The organism is Bradyrhizobium sp. CCGUVB23, assembly GCF_024199885.1.
Lineage (GTDB): Bacteria > Pseudomonadota > Alphaproteobacteria > Rhizobiales > Xanthobacteraceae > Bradyrhizobium.
The window spans coordinates 8,081,799-8,100,529 of record NZ_JANADQ010000001.1; the positions used below are offsets into that span (position 1 = coordinate 8,081,799).

General features: G+C 63.5%; 14 protein-coding genes. 10 read left to right on the top strand and 4 right to left on the bottom strand.

Annotated elements, in window-relative coordinates; genetic code table 11:
• Positions 1–272: 272 nt before the first annotated feature.
• Together NLN62_RS37650 and NLN62_RS37655 are read left to right on the top strand one after the other, a co-directional pair.
• Entirely contained in the window at positions 273–1,115 is an 843-nt protein-coding gene (locus NLN62_RS37650) for an outer membrane protein (protein ID WP_156944279.1), read from the top strand.
• 139 nt (positions 1,116–1,254) lie between these two features.
• Positions 1,255–2,514 carry an adenylate/guanylate cyclase domain-containing protein gene (locus tag NLN62_RS37655; RefSeq protein ID WP_027522911.1) on the top strand — a complete coding sequence of 420 codons (1,260 nt, stop codon included), beginning with the start codon at positions 1,255–1,257 and terminating at the stop codon, positions 2,512–2,514.
• A 108-nt stretch (positions 2,515–2,622) separates the two neighbouring features.
• Here NLN62_RS37655 and NLN62_RS37660 read toward each other — a convergent pair whose 3' ends face one another.
• Positions 2,623–3,867 (bottom strand): MFS transporter, encoded by a 1,245-nt coding sequence (locus NLN62_RS37660; RefSeq protein ID WP_254112116.1) that lies wholly within the window; start codon positions 3,865–3,867, stop codon positions 2,623–2,625.
• A 168-nt stretch (positions 3,868–4,035) separates the two neighbouring features.
• Between NLN62_RS37660 and NLN62_RS37665 the strand changes: the two genes are divergently transcribed.
• From NLN62_RS37665 to NLN62_RS37685, 5 genes are all read left to right on the top strand, one after another.
• Positions 4,036–5,388, top strand: coding sequence for an Nramp family divalent metal transporter (locus tag NLN62_RS37665; RefSeq protein ID WP_027522909.1), 1,353 nt, complete (start codon positions 4,036–4,038; stop codon positions 5,386–5,388).
• Positions 5,389–6,086: 698 nt separating this feature from the next.
• Positions 6,087–9,242, top strand: coding sequence for an adenylate/guanylate cyclase domain-containing protein (locus NLN62_RS37670; protein ID WP_256576030.1), 3,156 nt, complete (start codon positions 6,087–6,089; stop codon positions 9,240–9,242).
• A gap of 8 nt (positions 9,243–9,250) precedes the next feature.
• On the top strand, positions 9,251–10,522 hold the full coding sequence (locus tag NLN62_RS37675; RefSeq protein WP_254112118.1) for a cytochrome P450: 1,272 nt from the start codon (positions 9,251–9,253) through the stop codon (positions 10,520–10,522).
• Between the two features lie 18 nt (positions 10,523–10,540).
• Complete coding sequence (locus tag NLN62_RS37680; protein ID WP_027522905.1) at positions 10,541–12,352, top strand: hypothetical protein; 1,812 nt, start codon at positions 10,541–10,543, stop codon at positions 12,350–12,352.
• Positions 12,349–13,797: a Dyp-type peroxidase domain-containing protein gene (locus NLN62_RS37685; protein WP_027522904.1), complete on the top strand. Its 1,449-nt coding sequence runs from the start codon at positions 12,349–12,351 to the stop codon at positions 13,795–13,797. The genes NLN62_RS37680 and NLN62_RS37685 overlap by 4 nt, the downstream gene beginning before the upstream one ends.
• Positions 13,798–13,818: 21 nt before the next feature.
• Here the strand turns inward: NLN62_RS37685 and NLN62_RS37690 are convergent, their stop codons facing one another.
• The 3 genes from NLN62_RS37690 to hemB form a co-directional block, all read right to left on the bottom strand.
• Positions 13,819–14,595: an arginyltransferase gene (locus NLN62_RS37690; RefSeq protein WP_027522903.1), complete on the bottom strand. Its 777-nt coding sequence runs from the start codon at positions 14,593–14,595 to the stop codon at positions 13,819–13,821.
• Between the two features lie 105 nt (positions 14,596–14,700).
• Positions 14,701–15,258 (bottom strand): RDD family protein, encoded by a 558-nt coding sequence (locus NLN62_RS37695; protein ID WP_027522902.1) that lies wholly within the window; start codon positions 15,256–15,258, stop codon positions 14,701–14,703.
• Positions 15,259–15,491: 233 nt separating this feature from the next.
• Positions 15,492–16,562, bottom strand: a complete 1,071-nt coding sequence (hemB, locus tag NLN62_RS37700; RefSeq protein WP_254112119.1) for a porphobilinogen synthase — start codon at positions 16,560–16,562, stop codon at positions 15,492–15,494.
• A gap of 212 nt (positions 16,563–16,774) precedes the next feature.
• Here hemB and NLN62_RS37705 point away from each other — a divergent pair, with 212 nt between their 5' ends.
• The 3 genes from NLN62_RS37705 (at position 16,775) to NLN62_RS37715 (ending at position 18,720) form a co-directional block, all read left to right on the top strand.
• Positions 16,775–17,260, top strand: a complete 486-nt coding sequence (locus NLN62_RS37705; protein ID WP_027522900.1) for a DUF6163 family protein — start codon at positions 16,775–16,777, stop codon at positions 17,258–17,260.
• Positions 17,261–17,763: 503 nt separating this feature from the next.
• Complete coding sequence (gene ldtR, locus NLN62_RS37710) at positions 17,764–18,282, top strand: transcriptional regulator LdtR (RefSeq protein WP_027522899.1); 519 nt, start codon at positions 17,764–17,766, stop codon at positions 18,280–18,282.
• A gap of 201 nt (positions 18,283–18,483) precedes the next feature.
• Positions 18,484–18,720, top strand: coding sequence for a hypothetical protein (locus NLN62_RS37715; RefSeq protein ID WP_254112120.1), 237 nt, complete (start codon positions 18,484–18,486; stop codon positions 18,718–18,720).
• Positions 18,721–18,731 lie beyond the last annotated feature (11 nt).

Here is an 18,731-nt window from a genome sequence, read left to right on the forward strand (position 1 = left end):
CCGGCGATTCGGCCTCCTTCAAGTGAAGCAACCAGCATTAGTCGTTGTTTGTACGCCGGGGTTCATCGCCCTTGCAATGCCGTGTCGTCCAAGGCGCCTGTGCCGTCAGGGCAAAGGCGGTCCCTTGCAATGTGCCTTCGGCACAACAGCCGTCTCCATTCTTTCTCAGTGCCGTGCCCGCGCAAACTGTGTGCTGCCCGGTCCAAGACATCTCCGCGGCGATCTGACATTTGCTGAGAGGAGACGGCGCCACGTGCCCGCACTGGCTCTCTTTGAGCGCCGAGAATTTGAGGGTTTCCAGGATGCACGAGTCGAGCCTTGATCTGATGAAGCGGTCCGGAAGAAGTCGGAGGCTAACGTTGCGATTTGCGCAACTTAAGGAGCTGTTGGTCGCGACCGGAGCCCTGGTAGCCGCGCTCTGCGCGGCGTCGACCGCCGAGGCGCAGTCCTCAAATTGGTCCGGGTTCTATCTCGGAGGAAACATCGGGGGAGCCTGGGGCTCGCAACGGACGGACGTGCAGGCTGCGGATTGGTTGTACGATCCACTCTTTCCACCATTCATCGCTTCCGCGGGCTCGTCGAAGAGTTCGCCGTCGAATTTTACTGGCGGTGCCCAAGCCGGGTGGAACTGGCAATCGCAGGGTTTCGTGTGGGGTCTCGAGGGCGATATCCGTGCGCTATCGCTCGCGAGCCACAGCGACACAGGTTACATCAAGGATCCCTATTTCCAGGCGGACTCGCGCTTCCTGGAGATGACAAAGATTGAGTGGCTCGCAACCCTGCGCGGCCGTGCCGGCATTCCGCTTGGAGGCGCGCTGCTATACGGCACCGCCGGGTTGGCGTTCGGCGCTGTCAAATCAACGTACAATTACAACGTGCTGTACTACGGATATGATTCGCATGGTGCCGCGTCGACGGTAGCGACCGGTTGGACGGCAGGCGCAGGAGTTGAGCTGCCCTTGAGCGCCAAATGGACGGTAGGAGTCCAATATCTCCGTTTCGATCTCGGCTCTGTAAATTATCAGTCGAAAGACAAGGCATCCTTCTATCACGAGAAGATTTCCGCCTCGATGCTTGGTGACCTTGTGACCGCAACTCTGAATTACAGGTTCTGAACGCGGCCGCGCCGGCTTGGAGCCGCCTGTATCCTTGGTGGAGGAGGATGGCGAGGTCGTCACGCGCAAGCCCTGAGACCTAAAGCCGTGAGGTCGACGTCTGCCTTTCGCTCGTCACGAATGCACGCCATAATGGCGTATGGAATTGACCTCCCGCCTTGCGTTGATCAACTGGCTGACCAGCCAGGGGCTCACCGGCCTGCCCGAGATCGAGATGCTCCGCGGCTTCTGCGAGCGCTGCCGCGCCGAGGGGATCGAGCTGTCGCGCGGGCTCGTCGTCATCGACACGCTGCACCCGATCTATGAGGGGCGCGCCTTCCGCTGGAGCGATGTGCCGAGCAATGAGAGCGACGTCGTCGAATATGGATCGACGGCGCAGGGCGATCCGGCCAAGAACTGGCGCCGCTCGGTGTTCTATCATCTGCTCGAGCACGGCGAGGACGAGATGCAGATCGATCTCGCGGACACCGCATCGCTCGACTTTTCGCAGATTGGCGAGCTCGCGGACAAAGGCCACCGGCATTTCCTCGCCTTCGTGCATCGCTTCGGCGAGAGCGGCGCGCTCGGCCAGATGGATTGCCTCTATTCCTACTGGACGACGCGGCGGCGCGAGGGCTTTGCCGAGAGCGAGCTCGCAGCGCTGCGCGATCTCGTGCCGGTGCTGGGGCTTACGATTAAGTCCGCCCAGCAGGTCGATATCGTGCGCACGCTCGGGCGCGTCTATCTCGGCCGTGATGCCTCGGAGCAGGTGCTGCGCGGGCGCATCTCGCGCGGCGTCACCGAGCGCATCAATGCCGTGCTCTGGTATTCGGATTTGCGCGGCTCGACCGGGATCAGCGAGAGCATCGGGCCCGACGAGATCATTCCGTTCCTCAACGATTATGCGCAGGCCGTGATCGATGCGATCCACGACGCCGGCGGCGACGTGCTGAAGCTGATCGGCGACGGCGTGCTAGCAATGTTCACAGGCGAGGACATGGCGGGCGCCCGTCGCGCGGCGCTTCGGGCCGAGCATCTTTTCCGCAAGAACATCGTGGCGCTGAACGCGAAGCGGGCCGCCGCCGGCCGCCCGATCACTTCGGCCTATATTGGCTTGCATGTCGGCGAGGTCTTCTACGGCAATATCGGCAGCGAGGACCGGCTCGATTTCACGGTGGTCGGGCCCACGGTCAACGAGGTCAGCCGCATCGCCTCGATGAGCCGCTCGGTCGATCGCGAGCTGCTCGCATCGGCGGAGTTTTACGCGGGGCTCGATGCGGCGGGCCGCCGCTATCTCGTCTCGACCGGCCGCTACGCACTGCGTGGCATCGGCCGCGCGCAGGATCTCTATACCCTCGATCCGGACATCGACACGAGCGAGCCGGTGACGGGCAGCTACGAACGGTATCTGGCGGGTTAGCGTCGGCGTCCCCAACACACTCCGTCATTGCGAGCACAGCGAAGCAATCCAGAGGCTTTCCGCGGGTGCATTCCTGGATTGCTTCGCTGCGCTCGCAATGACGAGCTGCTAGCAGCGCGCCGTCGCCTCGTCGCCGACCATCTCCGGCTGGCGGTCCAGCGCGACCGCCGGCGAGAGCCAGATCACCAGCGCCTGCACGGCGAAGATCGCGGCTGCGAGATAGAGGCACGCCTCTGCGCTATAAAAGCCGCCGACGATCGCGCCCAGCGCCGAGCCGAGCGGGCGTGCGCCATAGCTCATGATGTTGATGGCGGAGACGCGGCCGAGCAGGCGCGGCGGCGTCACCGATTGGCGCAGCGTGGTGGTCGAGATCACCCAGAGGATCGGGCCGACGCCGAGCAGGAAGAAGCTCAACGCCGCCAGCCATGCGGCAGGCACCAGCACCGTCAGCGCCATCACGAGGGCTGCAACGAATCCGGTCACCGGTCCAAGTCCGACCACCGTGCCGAAGGCGAGGCGCCGCATCACCCGCGTCGCTACCAATGCGCCGATCACCATGCCGACGCCATACATCGCCAGCACCACGCCGACGCCGGTCGCGGACAGGCCGAGATGACGCACCGCGTAAGGCACGAACACCGCAAGCTGGAGGAACCAGCCGGTGTTGAAGATGAACTGGGTGACGAACACCGGCCGCAACAGCGGGTGATGGAAGACGAACGCGGCGCCCTCGCGGATCTCCTGCAGCGGGTGCCGTCGCGGCACAGGTGCGCGCGCGGGCTCGTAGAGGCCGGCGAGCAGCACGACGGCGATCGCCGAAAGCGCGGCGGCGAAGCCGAAGGCTGGGCTTGCGCCGAGCCAGCCGACCAGCGCGCCGCCGAGCGCGGGACCGCTCGCAAACGCAATGGTGCGCGCAAGCTCAATCCGTGCATTCGCCGCGGGCAGGGCGTCGGCCTGCACCAGCGAGGGTACCAGCGCGGGCGCCGCCACGCTGTAGACGACGGTGCCGCAGACCGCGGCAAAGCCGAGTGCTGCGAGCAGCGGCAGGTTGAGCGCGCCGAGCGCAATCAGGATCACGATTGTCCCAAGCGCCGCAGCCCGCAGCGCCTCGGCTCCGGCCATCAGCGCGCGCCGCGAGATGCGGTCGGCGAGCAGGCCGGCCGGAATCGCAAACAGCACGAATGGCAGGGTGAGGGCGGTCTGGAGCAGGCCGGCCTGGCCTTCGGCGACGCCCAGCGCCAGCACCGCAACGATGGGGGCGGCGGCCAGTGCGATCTGTTCCGCCGATTGCGCCGCAAGATTGGACCAGGCGAGGCGGTTGAACGTATCCGGCAGGCTGGGGGTCGTTGACATCGGTCATTCCCTGAAAGTCGATCTAAAGGCCAGTATTCGCCCCCAATGACCGCCAAACCCACCCGCTTCCCGACAAGACCGGTCGCGGGACCTTCCGGGAACCAGCGCGGCTAGATGCAGTTGCAAATGAGTTGCAATAAGAGCCGAGTTCGGTATTCTCTTTGACCCATGGATGCCCGATCACCCGATCTGACCCCCGACGCAGCTGGCTGGCGCACTGACGCGCCCATCACCAAAAGCCTGGCTGAGGTGAACGGCACGGTCGCGATCCCCGCCGCCGCGGCGTGGTGGCGCCGGCTGCTCGCCTTTGTCGGCCCAGGCTATCTCGTTTCGGTCGGTTACATGGATCCCGGCAACTGGGCGACCGACCTCGCCGGCGGGTCGAAGTTTGGCTACACGCTGCTCTCGGTAATCCTGCTGTCGAACCTGATGGCGATCCTGCTCCAGTCGCTGGCGGCGCGGCTCGGCATCGTCACCGATCGTGATCTCGCGCAGGCCTGCCGCGCGACCTACTCGCCGGCGGTGAACTGGCTTTTGTGGCTCGCCTGCGAGGCCGCGATCATCGCCTGCGATCTCGCCGAGGTCATCGGCACGGCCATCGCGCTCAAGCTGCTGTTCGGCATCCCCCTGATCGGCGGTGCGCTGATCGCCGCGCTCGACGCCTTCCTGCTGCTGCTCCTGATGAACCGCGGCTTTCGTTTCCTCGAAGCCTTCGTGATGTCGCTGCTCGTCGTGATCGCAATCTGCTTCGCGATCCAGATCGCCGCGGCGGCGCCGCCGGTAGCGGAGGTGATCCGCGGATTTGCGCCGCGGACGGAGATCTTCACCAATCCCGAGATGCTCTACATCGCGATCGGCATCATCGGTGCCACCGTGATGCCGCATAATCTCTATCTGCACTCCTCGATCGTGCAGACCCGCGCCTATGAGCGGACCGACGAAGGCCGGCGCGAGGCGATCACATGGGCGACGACCGACTCCACGGTGGCGCTGATGCTGGCGCTCTTCATCAACGCCGCGATCCTGGTGGTCGCGGCCGCGACCTTCCACAAAACCGGCCATTCCGACGTCGCCGAGATCGGCCAGGCCTTCGAGCTGCTGTCGCCGCTGCTTGGACTTGGCATCGCCTCGACGCTGTTCGCAATCGCGCTGCTTGCTTCTGGTCTCAACTCCACGGTGACCGCGACACTCGCCGGCCAGATCGTGATGGAAGGCTTTTTGGACCTGCGCCTGCCGAGTTGGGCGCGCCGCCTGCTGACGCGCGGCGTTGCGATCATCCCGGTGATCGTCGTCACCGCGATCTATGGCGAACGCGGCACTGCCGATCTGCTGGTGTTCAGCCAGGTCGTACTGTCCATGCAGCTTCCGTTTGCGGTCATTCCGCTGGTGCGCTTCGTCTCCGATCGGCGCAAGATGGGCAAGTTCGCGATTTCCCGTAGTGTCGCCGCGATTGCCTGGATTGTCGCCGGCGTCATCGTTATCCTCAACCTTAAGTTGTTGTCCGATACTCTGTTCGGGTGAGGGCTGAGGACATCCTTTTCCGAGATCGATCGGTACGCAAACCCGGGGATACCGTCGTCCGCCACTCGAAAGTGCCCTCAAAAGGCGGGAAAATCGGAACGCATTCGGCCGTTGGACGGAATAATCGAGCTTTGCTTGCGGCCTGACGCCTGGTACCCCGGGCTTTTACGGATTCGTCCTTTTCAATTTTGGCTAGGCGCGTATAATGAATTCAATTTTTGATAGGGGCTCATAATGGCGTTGGTTATTTCAAGATGGTTTTTGCACGCCGCGAAATGATGCGCTGAGATGAGCGCGTCAACCGCGCTTCTCATCAGACATGATCGTCGGCAACGCGCGACTTCGATGGATGGGCGCAGGACGTTTGGTTTAGATCCATTGGTTTAGATCCATTGGGTTTGCTCCAAGGCGGCTGCCGTTCGAGTCAACATAGGCCTCGCGTCTCGAAGGGCAGGACGAAAGTTTGTTCGTTTCCATGAGGTGCCGGCATTTCGGAATTGGCACCTTCCGAACAAAGGTATGCCGCGCGAAGCGCATGTCGACGTCTTGATTGTTTTACCGGCGGGAAGACTTTTCGCCACGTTTGTCAGGCCCTCCCGCCACTCTGTTTGCGCGCAGGTTCACGTCCTCAAGCGAGACGATGATCATGCGGATGAGCGCCGGTTATTCGTTGAAGCCATTGATGAGTGCGTAGTGCCGTGACCAGGTGTCCTGCTTGCTCCGCCCGAGTTGAACTTGAGCACCGATTCTGCCCGCAATGCGGCGCCGGTCTTGGTGCAACGGAGCGCGAGCCGCGATCCGCTTCGCAACGTCCCAACTCGCGGGCGCAGCTGCTGACCGAAAACAAGCAGGTGAGCGTGCTGTTCGTCGACGTCTGCGACTCGACCTCATTGTTGCAGCACGCGGACCCCGAGGAATCCCGGAACTATCTCGGCCGAACGCTCGACCTGCTTGCCGACGCGGTCGAAACCTTTGGAGGCACCGTCAGCCAATTGCTGGGAGACGGCCTCGTTGCATTGTTCGGCGCTCCGCTGGCGCAGGAAGATCACGCCTTGCGGGCCTGCATGGCCGCTCTGAAGATGCAGAGGGCAACCATTCCCGGCCAGGAGGCGCAAGGCGTCGCCAGCCCGACGCTGCGCATCGGCATCAACTCGGGCGAGGTCCTGGTCGGGATCGTCGGACAGTACCAGTGGTCGCACTACGGTGCGGACGGCCAGACGATCCACATCGCGTCGCGGCTGGAGAAACTGGCGCCCCCGGGCGGCATCTTGATCAGCGCGGCGACGCAGCGCCTCGTCACACTGCAGATCGACACGCGGCCGGTCGGAATAAAGCCCGTGCGCGGATTGGCCGCCCCGATCGAACTTCACGAAGTCGTGGTCGAGACCGAAAGCTCGGCGGCCGCACCGTTGACGCGAAAGCAGCGCTGGGCACCGCTTATCGGGCGCCAGGAGCTGTTGCAGATTCTGGCGGGGGAGCTCGAAACCGTCAGGCAAGGCGCCATGCGGACGGTCGGGCTGCGCGGCGATGCCGGCGTCGGAAAGTCCCGTCTGATCGCCGATTGGACGGCCGCTCTCGCAGGCCACGGTGTGGACCTGTGCGTCGCGCAGGCGAGGGGTTATGCGAGCACGAGAGCCTACAGCACCGCGGCCGACCTGATCGCCAGTCTGCTGGAGTTGCCTCGTACGAGCGCGACCGACGTCAAGCAGGCGGCGATGCAGGCCTTGCTCGCAAAATGGCCGGCAGAAGGCGCCGACCATCTCGCGGCTTTGAGCGATCTGCTCGGGTTTGCTGCGCCCAATGAAGCTTGGCTGGCGCTCAATCCGGCGCAAAGGCGGCGCCGTATCGGCGAGGCGCTGCTGTGGCTCGTTCGCCAGCGCGTTCGGGCGGGCCCGTTCGTGCTCGTGCTCGAGGATGTGTTCCTGGCCGATCGCGACAGCCGGCGGCTGTTCGAGGCCTTGTTGCCCCGGCTCCAGGGGCTGCAGGTTCTGGTCTGCGTCAGCTACCGTCCGGATTTCGAGCATCAATGGGGACAGACGACGTGGTTCGCCGAGTACCTGGTCGAGCCCCTGCGGGACGGCGAGATGCTCGTCCTCGCGCGAGCCTTGCTCGGCGATGATCCTTCGGTGCTTGGGGTGACCAGCGAGCTGGTTCGTCGCGCCGACGGCAATCCCTTCTTCATGGAGCAACTGGTCATCACGCTGATCGATGACGGATCACTCGAGGGAACGCCGGGTGCCTACCGTTTGCAGCGCCCCCTCGGGGAGTTGCGGGTCCCGGGCTCCATCGCCGCCGTGATCGGCGCGCGGGTCGACAGGCTGCCGGATGCCGCGAAGTCGGCCCTGGAGGCGGCGAGTGTTCTCGGTGATCCCATCACGCGAGAGCTGATCGCAACCATGCAGGACGAAGACTTTGCGCGGACCGAGGAGCTGCTTGGTCTTTGCGTCTCGTCCGGCTTGCTGACGAGCCCCGATCCCACGGGGCGTTCGCTGGAGCAGCACGCTTTCGTGTTCCGTCATGCACTGGTCAGGGACGTCGTGCTCGGGGCGCTGACACGCGCCCGCCTCAAGGCGCTGCATCGGCTCGCCTTCCTCGCCTTGCTGTCGCAGCCCGGTGCGGAGGACGCCGATGCCGCGCCAGCTCTGGCCCATCACGCCTTCAAGGGCGAGGAATGGGAGCATGCGGCAAGATACGCCGTGAAGTCGATGGCGCGCGCCATCTCGCGCTCGGCCAATCAGGAAGCCCTGCAACTGTTCGAAATGGGCATTGAAGCGGCTCGCCGCGCCGGCGGCACGCGGACTGCGCAGGGCCTTGAACTTGCGCTCCGGCTGGAAGCCATCGGCGCCATGATGGCGCTCGGGCAGATCGACGAGATCTTCAGCAATATGGAGCGCGCCGAGGTCCTTGCCGCACAGTTGGACGACCAACCCGCGCGCGCATCGGTTTCGACGCAGACGGCGGTGTTTCTGTGGATGCGCGGACGCTTCGAACAGGGGCTGCGGCATGCCACGCACGGCCTGGAAGCGGCCCGCCTTGCCCAGCGTCGCCACATGGCGATGGCGGCGCATCAGGCGCGCCTCCTGCACTTTCACGCTCTCGGGCGGTATTCGGAGGCGGCCGCGGAAGGCCGCGTCCTGCTGGCCGACTACGCGCCCGAGTTAGCTGAGCACTACGTCCAACCCGGATGGGCTGTCATCCCCATCATCAACCTGTACGCGTTCCATGCCAGCACGCTATGGCGCCTTGGCGATTGCGAAGCCGGGCACGAGGTCTGCGCTCGCGCCTATGAGATTTTGTCCAAGGTCGATCATCCGTATTCGCGTCTGATAGTCGACACGGTCCAGGCACAGATCTGGGTCGAGGAGGAGGAACTCGACAGTGCGGAGGCCTTGATGCGCACGGCCGTGCAGCAATGCATCACGCACAAGGTGCCGACCACGCTGGCGGCTTGCTGCGGGGTGCTCGGCATTGCGCTTGCGCGCAATGGCAAGGCCTCCGAAGCAGTCTCGGTGCTGGAGAAGGGCTTCGCAGACCGCATCTACGACGCGGCCAATCCTTACGGCAGGACGTTCATGCGCGTCGGCCTCGGTATTGCCTATCGCGCTCTCGGACGGCTGGACGATGCGATCAGCACCGGACGCAAGGCAGTCGACCAGGCGGGCGAACAAAGCGGGCACCGGACGGAAGCCCTTTACGAACTGGCCGTGACGCTGCGGCGCGCGGGCGATGAGCCAGCGGCCGAAGCGTGCTTCGCACAGACCTCCGAGGCGGCGCGTCGTCTCGGCATGCCCTACTACCAGAAGCGGGCCGTTGCAGCGCTTGCAAAGCGACAAGAGGATTGGCACCCAGCATGAAACTCTCGATGTATGAACCCGATGCCTTGTCGCCGGGAGCCCGCAACTTCTCCTATGGTGCCTTTTGCTGGCTCAATCGTCACATCATCGTCCTGCGCGCGGTCGGCGCTGTGCTCAGGCGCTGGCCCTCGCTGGGCGGCAGCATGGTGGCCCGCGCCAGTGCCGTCAAAGGTGTCCTGACAAGGACGCGAAGCTTCTCCAACACGGCGCATGAGGCCAACATGGTCTCCGGGACCTATCTGATCGGCATGGATCCAGGTCCCACCTACGATTCCGACAGGGACCTGGTCCATCAGCGGTTGGCCGCTCTGAACGTTCCAGTCGACTCTGATGATGAGGCCAAGCGACGGATCAATACTGTGAGCCAACCCGGAGCGGGCGCTTTCGATCTGATTGATGATTACCTGATGTGGGTGGTGTTTCATGCCATGAGGCCCCTGTATGGAACGGCAACCGGCGCCGTGGTTGCGGGCTCGGCGGCCCCGGCCGCGGCCGCGCAGGGCAATGTCAATCAGGGCCTGCAACGACAGTACCTGCTGGAAATCCGATATGTCGCGGGGCAGCTCTTGGCTGGCAGCTTGGCGACATTAGGGGTTCGGCGGCGAGCGGAAACCTGCGGGGATGCGCTACAGGCGCGGATCGGTCGCCTAACCGGCCTCATCGGCACGGCGTGGGGTGTCACGAGCTCCACTGCGGACATTGAACGAAACGCGGTGGGCCTTGCCTGGATCTCGCATCCGGTCACGGTGCAGTCCGGAGCTCTTGCCGTGCAGGAGCTCCTGGAACGGCCGAAGGTCTACGAACAGCTACGATCGCAGGCCAAAAGTCTTGGCGCATCCGTCTGGACCGACGCCAATTTCCGCAACGTCGTGCGCGACCATGTGCTCGAGCTGATGCGCTTCCGTCCGATCTTTCCGCTCCTGGCGCGTGACGTGCCGCGGGATACCGAAGTCGAGACCGGCGCGCGACACAATGCCAAGTGTCCAGGCGGCGGGAAGGTCTCGCTCTTGTCGATCGCTGCCCTGTTCGATTCAACCGCGGTTCCTGACAGCGGCAAGTTTTGCCCGCATCGCAATTGGGGCAACGAACATGCCTTGCGGTATCTCATGTTCGGATATGGCTACCGGCAATGTCCTGCCAGGGACTACGCAGTCGAAATCCTGACGAGCGCGCTGATCGGCTTGCTGACCCTGCCCGGGCTGCAGCTGGCGCGCGGTGAAGGCAAGGCCATCGTGTACGACGGGCCGCTGATGTCGTGCATGCGTATGCGTATCCCGTAAGCGCGGAGAAGGACAGCCATGCTCGAGATTGTCCGGCAGCAGATGATCTGCATCGTTGCGCCAGGCTGGCCCGGCGGAGGCGAAATTCCAACGCCCGTTTCTGGCGCGCTGAATGACCTGTTCAAGGATGTCGCGGTAGTGCACTTCGCATCGATCGGGCTCCTGCCGGCCATGGCCGATGCAGCGGAGCAGCGGCCTTCGCTGATGCTCGAGCTTGCCGTCGAGGAGGGTCTCAGCCCATACGACCTGCTGTACCGGCTGATCTACCATTCCGGCGGCGCGATGTGGTCGCTCTTCGGCGGCATGTATTTCCCCAACGTCGAAGAGCCGACGGATCAGCAGAAGCAGCAATTGCTTGGCCGGCTGATGGAATGCCACAGCATCGCCGATGGCGCCTTCGTCGGCGCCCGCGACCGGTCGGTTCGGCAGATCCAGATGGAAGCGGAGCTGCTCAAGCAGACGCGAAACGAAGCGCGGACGCTGAAGCCGAAATACGGCAATGATCGCACCGCGTTCGCCCTGGCGCTGGCACGATGGGCATACACGAACCCCCGCTTCGAGTGGGCGGCCAAACCTGCACCGCGATCCTATTGGCGCGGGAAGGGCGCCGGCATCGGCGCGAAGCTCGCCTATCCAGTAAGCGCGCTCGTCCTCTGGTTCGTCGTGCTCTGGCTCGGCGGGGCGCTTCCGCGCGCCTACAACTGGTTCTTCGGCGAGCCGCATCCCGTCGTGCTGGCGATCGAGGACGCCGTGAGCAAGACGAGCAAATGTCTGCTGGCAATGAGTGGACATTTTCTGCTGGCGGTGTCGGTGATTGCATTTCTGGTCTGGCTGTTCCTGGTCCCGCTCCCGGCGCAATTCGTGTCCTGGAGACGCTGGTTGAAGAGCATTCAGCGCGAACTCGAACGGCCGACTGAGACGATCTCGTCGCTGTCTACCTATGTGGCCGGCTGGGTCATCGGCGTGCCGCTGCTCCTGGCCATCGCCGCGTGCGCCATAGCCTACACCCTCGCTCCTTTGGCCTACGCGCTGGTGCCGGAGTATATGGAACAGACCATCGAACCGAAGATACCGAAGCTTACTGGATTGGAACTCACCGAGATCGCCGTTGTCGCGATCATCGTGGTGCTCTGCATCGGCGCGCTGTTTTCCCGGCTCAATCGCCGGTTCACGACGCTGAGCGAAAGGTTCTTTCATCCACTCGAAGACGACGTTCCTCGCGCCCAGCAGATCCACCCGTCGATCGAGAGATGCGAGGCGCGAGAGGTCGACCGAATTCAGCACATGATCAGCCTGACGGACTTGTGCGGTCCGCAGGGGTGGAGCGCGTGGTGCATCCGGGCTTCCCTGCGCATCGTGACGTTCGCCGGACGGGTGTTTTTCACGCAGGGATGGCTGGGAGATGCGCCGGGCATCCATTTCGGCCACTGGCACATCATCGACAACGGTCGCCGCTTCCTGTTTTGCTCGAACTATGACGGCAATTTTGGCGGCTACCTCGACGACTTCATCAACGGCGCTTCCAGCGGAACGACGCTGGCATGGCGGTGGACGGAGCTGAACCCGCGCGTACCGGCGGTGGCCGGTCAGCCCGGCATTGCGCAGCCGCGCAGCTTCCCGCCGACGCGGTTTCTCATTTACCGGGGAGTGAAGTGCGAGCTGAAGTTCAAATCCTACGCGCGCGACAGCATGCTTCCGAATCTGTACCGCTTCGTGGCGTGCAACGCGACGATCGACGAGATCAATCTCGCCACTGGGCTGCGCGACGCCCTGTTCGGCGAGCGCAACGAGAAAAACGACGACCTGATTATGAGGGCCATCGAAACATGAAGTACGTGAAGCACGCGCCGCATCTTTCCAAGCAGAGACACGACATCCAGGGCATGCTGAAGAGCGGCTTCGGCTGGCTCAAATCCAGCCGCTTCTGGCTGCTGACGATCCGCGACGGCCGCGAGGATCAGGCCCGGGCATGGCTTGCACAACTCGCCAACAGCGGCCTGGTCGTCAGTGCCAAGCGCGTCGAGGAAGGCAAGGCGAAATCGGAAGCATCGATCAGCGAAGCGGTGGCGGTCGCTTTCAGTTTTTCAGGGCTGAAGAAGCTCGGCTGTTCCGAGGCCGAGACGCATCCGTTCCCGACTCCTTTCAGCAGCGGCATGGGGAGCGCGCTGCGCAAAGAGCTGTTGAGAGACACTTCGCGTGATCAATGGCGCTGGTCCGATGTTGAAGGCCACGACGGCTGCCAGACGGTCCATGTTCTCGTAGCGCAATGGTGGGTGCTCGACGAAGAATCACGAATGGAGGCTCCCGATCCAGATGTGTTCGTCATCAGGACCGTCGAAAACAATCCTTGCTCGTTCAAGAAGAAAGAAGACGGCAGACTGCGCGAGCCGTTCGGGTTTCGCGATGGCCTCGCGCAACCCGTGATCCGCGGCCTCAGAGAAGAGGGAGGCGCGTCGCGGAAGCAGGCCGAACGGGACGCCGGCCATTTCTATGAAGATCGTGTCGTCGAGCCCGGAGAATTCGTTCTGGGCTATCGCAACGAGTATGACGAACTCACTTACTGTCCCAATGTGAAGGAGTGGCCGCAGTCGGGAGACCGCTTCACGCTGAACGGAAGCTACCTGGCCGTGCGCCAGATCCAGCAGGATGTCGAGGCGTTCGAGGAGTTCAGGAAAGCGAACGGCCAGGGCATCTGCGAAAAGCTGATGGGACGTCGAATGGATGGCATGCCGCTCGGCTGGCAAGGCCCCCCGGGATCGGATTCGGCGGCCGACGCCTTCCGTTACCGTGTCGAGGATGCAAATGGCTTCGCTTGTCCGAAGGGGGCTCACATCCGTAGGTCCAACCCGCGCGATTCCCTGGGCATCGATGTGCAATCAAGCATCAAGTCATCCAAGCTGCACCGGCTGCTCCGCCGTGGACGGCCCTATCGCGAAGAGACCGACAGCGGCACGCGCGACGGCCTGTTCTTCATCGCGTGCAATGCGGATCTCGAGCGCCAGTTCGAGTTCATTCACCAGCGCTGGGTACAAAACCCAAGGTTCGGGACTCTCCACGACCAGGACGACCCCGTCGTCGGGTCGCTTCCTGACCCCAAAACGTTCACCATTCCCGGATTGCCGAGCGGCAGCGAAGTGACGCTGGCCTCGTTCACCAAGCCGCTCGGAGGCGGCTACTTCTTCCTGCCGGGGATCGCGGCGCTCAACTTCATCGTCAGACATCGCGCCGGCGCCAGGACGGCCGCGGCGCACCAGGCCGAAGCGGCAGTCCCCTGAGCGGCAAGACGTCGAAAGGGCCTAATCCTGCGGCTCTGACGCCGTGTCGCCTTGTGCGTCGACGCGCAGCCATCCGGAGGGTGCGAGGCGCTGCTGCGGCAGGAAGCGCGCCTTGTAGTCCATCTTCTTGGAGCCCTCGATCCAGTAGCCGAGATAGACGTAGGGCAGGCCCTGGCGCCGGGCGCGGGCAATGTGGTCGAGGATCATGAAGGTGCCGAGCGAGCGGCCGACCTGGCTCGGCTCAAAGAAGGAATAGACCATCGACAGCCCGTCGCTGAGCACGTCGGTCAGCGCCACCGCCAAGAGCTCCTCGCCGCGGCCGGTGATGCCGCTGTCGGGGCCGCGCTTGCGGTACTCGATGATGCGGGTCTCCACATGGCTGTCCTCGACCATCATGGCATAGTCGAGCACGGTCATGTCGGCCATGCCGCCATGGCGGTGTCGGGCGTCGAGATAGCCGCGGAACACCGAATACTGCTCGGAGGTCGGAACCGCGCTGCGCTGCTCGCCGATGATGTCGGCGTTGCGCGCCATCACCTTGCGGAAGTTGCGGGACGGGCGGAACTCGTTGGCGACCACCCGGACCGAGACGCAGGCCCGGCACTGGTCGCAGGCGGGCCTGTAGGCGATCGACTGGCTGCGGCGGAAGCCGCCATGGGTCAGGAGGTCGTTGAGGTCGCCGGCGCGGTCCCCCACGAGGTGCGTAAACACCTTGCGCTCATGCCGGCCCGGCAGGTACGGGCAGGGCGAGGGCGCCGTAAGGTAGAATTGGGGGGTGTCGCGCGAGTGCTGGGTCAAGGGACGTCGTAGGCCTCCGAAACAGGTATCAGCATCGCGCTACGGAGGCTCATGGTCAATCGGTCAGCTCACAAGGTGGTTTAGGAGGCGCTCTAGTAGGTTTCTCTAATAGGTTCTTGCCGTCTGCGGCACGGGCGAGCGGACCGAGTTGTTGATGACGACCGTTCCCAGCACGATGTCGTGCAACAGGCGCCGGCGGCCGTTGAACAGGCCGACGACGATCACGAACGGCGTCAGGAACGAGATCGACACCCAGAACAGCACCGCGTGCATGGCACCGAGCACGAAATAACCGGGTGCGCCGTACCAGGTGCGCAACTCCAGATCCATCACCCGCATGCCGATCGTCGCGGAATGCGGACCGCCGATGCAGGCGCCGTAATAGACCACGGCCCAGATCACCGAGGCCGGCCAGGCGAGCCAGAACAGCGCCCAGCCCAGACCAAGCGTGACGATGCCGAACACGGCGATGAAGATGTAGCCGAGGATTACCGGGACCGAGATCACGATGAGATCTATCAGGAAGGCGAATACCCGTCGGGTCGATACGCCACGGAACAGCTCCGGCTGGAGGTAGGGATCATAGGCATGCGGCGGAACCCCGCCGTCATTGCGCCGGGGACCCGAGTTAGGGCTCGAATTGCCCGAGTCCGAATACGACATGGTCCGTTCTCCGATCGGAAACACTCGTGGCTGCACATGGGATCAGGCCGTCCCGCTGCCAAGGCCGCGGCGATCAACAAGCGGAAATATTCCGGCGATTCGGGGGCAGTGATTGGACACTGTCATTTCGGGGCGATGCGTCAGCATCGAACTATGGTGCGCACTTGCGCACCTGAGAATCTCGAGATTCCGGGTTCGGTCCTGCGGACCGCCCCGGAATGACGGAAGTTGTATTAACTCTGCGCCTTGATCTTCTCTGCTGCCTTCGGCGCAAAATACGTCAGCATGCCGTCGGCGCCGGCGCGCTTGAAGGCGAGGAGGCTTTCCATCATCGCGCGCTCGCCGTCGAGCCAGCCATTGCCGGCAGCTGCCGCGATCATCGCGTATTCGCCGGAGACCTGGTAGGCGAAGGTCGGCATCGCAAAAGTGTCCTTCACCCGCCGCACGACGTCGAGATAGGGCATGCCGGGCTTCACCATCACCATGTCAGCGCCCTCGGCGATGTCGAGCTCGACCTCGCGAAGTGCTTCATCGGTGTTGGCGCTGTCCATCTGATACGTACGCTTGTCGCCTACAAGCGTCTTGGCCGAGCCGATGGCGTCGCGGAACGGGCCGTAGAAGGCAGAGGCGTATTTCGCCGCATAGGCCATGATCTGCACGTCGAGCAGGCCGGCACGGTCGAGCCCTTCACGGATCGCGCCGACGCGGCCGTCCATCATGTCGGAGGGCGCGATGATGTCGCAGCCGGCCTCCGCCTGCACCAGCGCCTGGCCCACGAGCACGGCGACCGTCTCGTCGTTCAGGATCCTGCCGTCCGCGATCAGGCCGTCGTGGCCATGGCTGGTGAAGGGATCCAGCGCGACGTCGCAGAGGATGCCGATGTCAGGGAATTCCTTCTTGATCGCGCGCACGGCCTGGCAGACGAGGTTGTCGGGATTGGTCGCTTCCGAGCCGTGCTCGTCGCGCAGCGAGGCTTCCGTGTAGGGAAACAGCGCGATGCAGGGGATCGTCAGCTTCATCGCGCGCTCGGCCTCACGCACCGCCTGGTCGACGCTGAGACGTTCGACGCCGGGCATCGAGGCAATCGCCTCGCGCTTGTTGCTGCCGTCGATCAGGAACAGCGGCCAGATCAAGTCGTCCGTGGTGAGCACGTTCTCGCGCACCAGGCGCCGCGCCCATTCCGCCTTGCGGTTGCGGCGCGGGCGGACGGTCAGATCCAAGCCCAGATCTCTGGCAGGGGTGGCGGTCGCGTTTCCGCGCGCTACCTCGCGCAATTCGATCGGACGTCCGTACTTGATCGCCATTGTAGGTATCTCCAGCGCGATGATTCATCATCGCGCTTAGTTGTTGTTTGGGCATGATCTTTTCGGAAAACCGCTGCAGACTTTTCCGGATCATGCCGAACTAGAATTATTCTTATACCAGCTCGCATGGTTCCCGTCACCGCGGCTTGACCTTCCGCAACCCGGTAGCAGACCGATTGATTTTGCCGGACGAAGCGGCCAGAAGGGGAGTCATGTCCGAGATCTCAACCCGCGATGCCGCCCGCGACGGCGCCAGGGACAACGGCAGAGACAGCGCAATGTCAGTGGCCGCGCTGTCGTCCGAGAGACCCGAGTCCGACGAGAACGTCTGGACGCGGCGGCTCGTGCTATTCCTGCGCGTGATGGCGCTGCTCTCGATCCTGAAGGGCCTCTATCACTGGGCGCAGGTGACGGGCTTCGTCGGCGGCGAGGACGATGCGTTCGAGAACCAGTCGATGGCCTGGCAGGCCGCAACCGTCTACTTCGCCGTGATCGAACTCGTCGCCGCCGTCGGCCTGTGGCTCGCGACGCCCTGGGGCGCGGTCGTGTGGCTCACGACGGTGGTGTCGATGGCGGTGATCGAATTGATGTTCCCCGGCATCTATGGCGGCAGCCTCATCGTGGTCGCGGTCGAAGCTTTCATGCTCGCCGCCTATCTCGCGCTCGCATGGATGGCCGCGCGCGAGCGCCCGCCATAGCAAAGCCAATTCTGGTTTTGCGCAGCCCATCCACGATCGGGTGCGGGGCGCATCTTTCCACAATTTCCACAATTGTCTGTCGGGCGTCCGAGTGCCGGCACTGCGCAGCAGCGTTGCACGCTGCAGCGCGTCAGGGACACGAGAGCGTGTTTTCGCGCGTCGATGGTTGATCGATGGTTGCCTCAAATTTGCGGCAAGTTTTCACGGATCCTGCGTGATCCGCCACAGCTCTTACGCTCCCGTTTCGAAACAGGGCAGGGCTGTTCTGGAATGCGACAAGTGGTGCGGACGGAGGGTGAACAGGACCTTGCCACCGTCAACAGAGGGTTGCGAAAAGTCCTTGTTGCACAGGCTTAATCCGCGATTCACTGTCTTAAATTCATGATCTCTTTATTCTCTTATTTAAGCTGATCTTCAAACGCCTCCCCTTAAGTTGCGGCTATCAGGCGGGACAAAAGTTTCGTCGAATAAGTGTCGACAAAAACGACAACAGGGGAAGTGTCATGATGAAAGCCGTCGCAACTGCGGCAGATACCGCAGAGCGCGTCGCCGGCCAGCAGGGCTCGGTGCAGTCGCTCTATCTGGAAGCTTTGACTCTGGTGGAGCGGCTGCATCGCCGCTTGCTCGACGTCATCAAGGATGAATTCGATCGTCGCGGCCGCGCCGACATCAACTCGGTGCAGGCGCTCTTGCTCTACAACATCGGCGACAAGGAGCTGACCGCAGGCGAGCTGCGCACGCGCGGCTACTATCTCGGCTCCAACGTCTCCTACAATCTGAAGAAGCTCGTCGAGCTCGGCTTCCTCGATCATCAGCGCTCGCGCGTTGATCGTCGCTCGGTGCGCATCCGTCTGACCCCGCAGGGCCAGGAAGTTCGCCGCATCGTCGACGCGCTCTACCAGAAGCACGTCAAGACGGTGGAGCAGGTCGGCGGCATCTCGGGCGAGGAGTTCTCCACGCTCAACAAGTCGCTGCATCGCCTCGAGCGGTTCTGGACCGACCAGATCCTGTATCGGCTCTGAGTTTATTCGGAGGGATCAAGGCCAAGCCGGCCCTAAACAAGACCGGCGTGCCTCCCGAACGTGCCTAAACTTCCCCGATCGCGCCGGCCCGGCTTTGCCCGGACCGGCGCGTTTTGTGTTTTTGCACCTGCGAAAAAAGCAGCGCCTTTGCGGAACCAGCCGCCGGCTCGCAGCTTATCCCCTTCAGATCGGAGGCGTGCGATGCTGGTCGAGCGTGGACTACAGACCATGAACGTGGAGATCGTGAGCGAGGCCTATGCCATCGCCGCGAACTATCTCCGCAGAGCTGGCGCGCTCCCCGATACGCTCGTCACCGATGAGCGGCTACTGAAGATCATCGTGCAGCTGTTCCAGCACGGCGAATTCAACAAGATCAGGCTGGCCAACAAGGCGATCGCGAAATTCGAGGCCGCGTTCGAGGCCGACGCGCTTGCCTGACAGCATTCCCC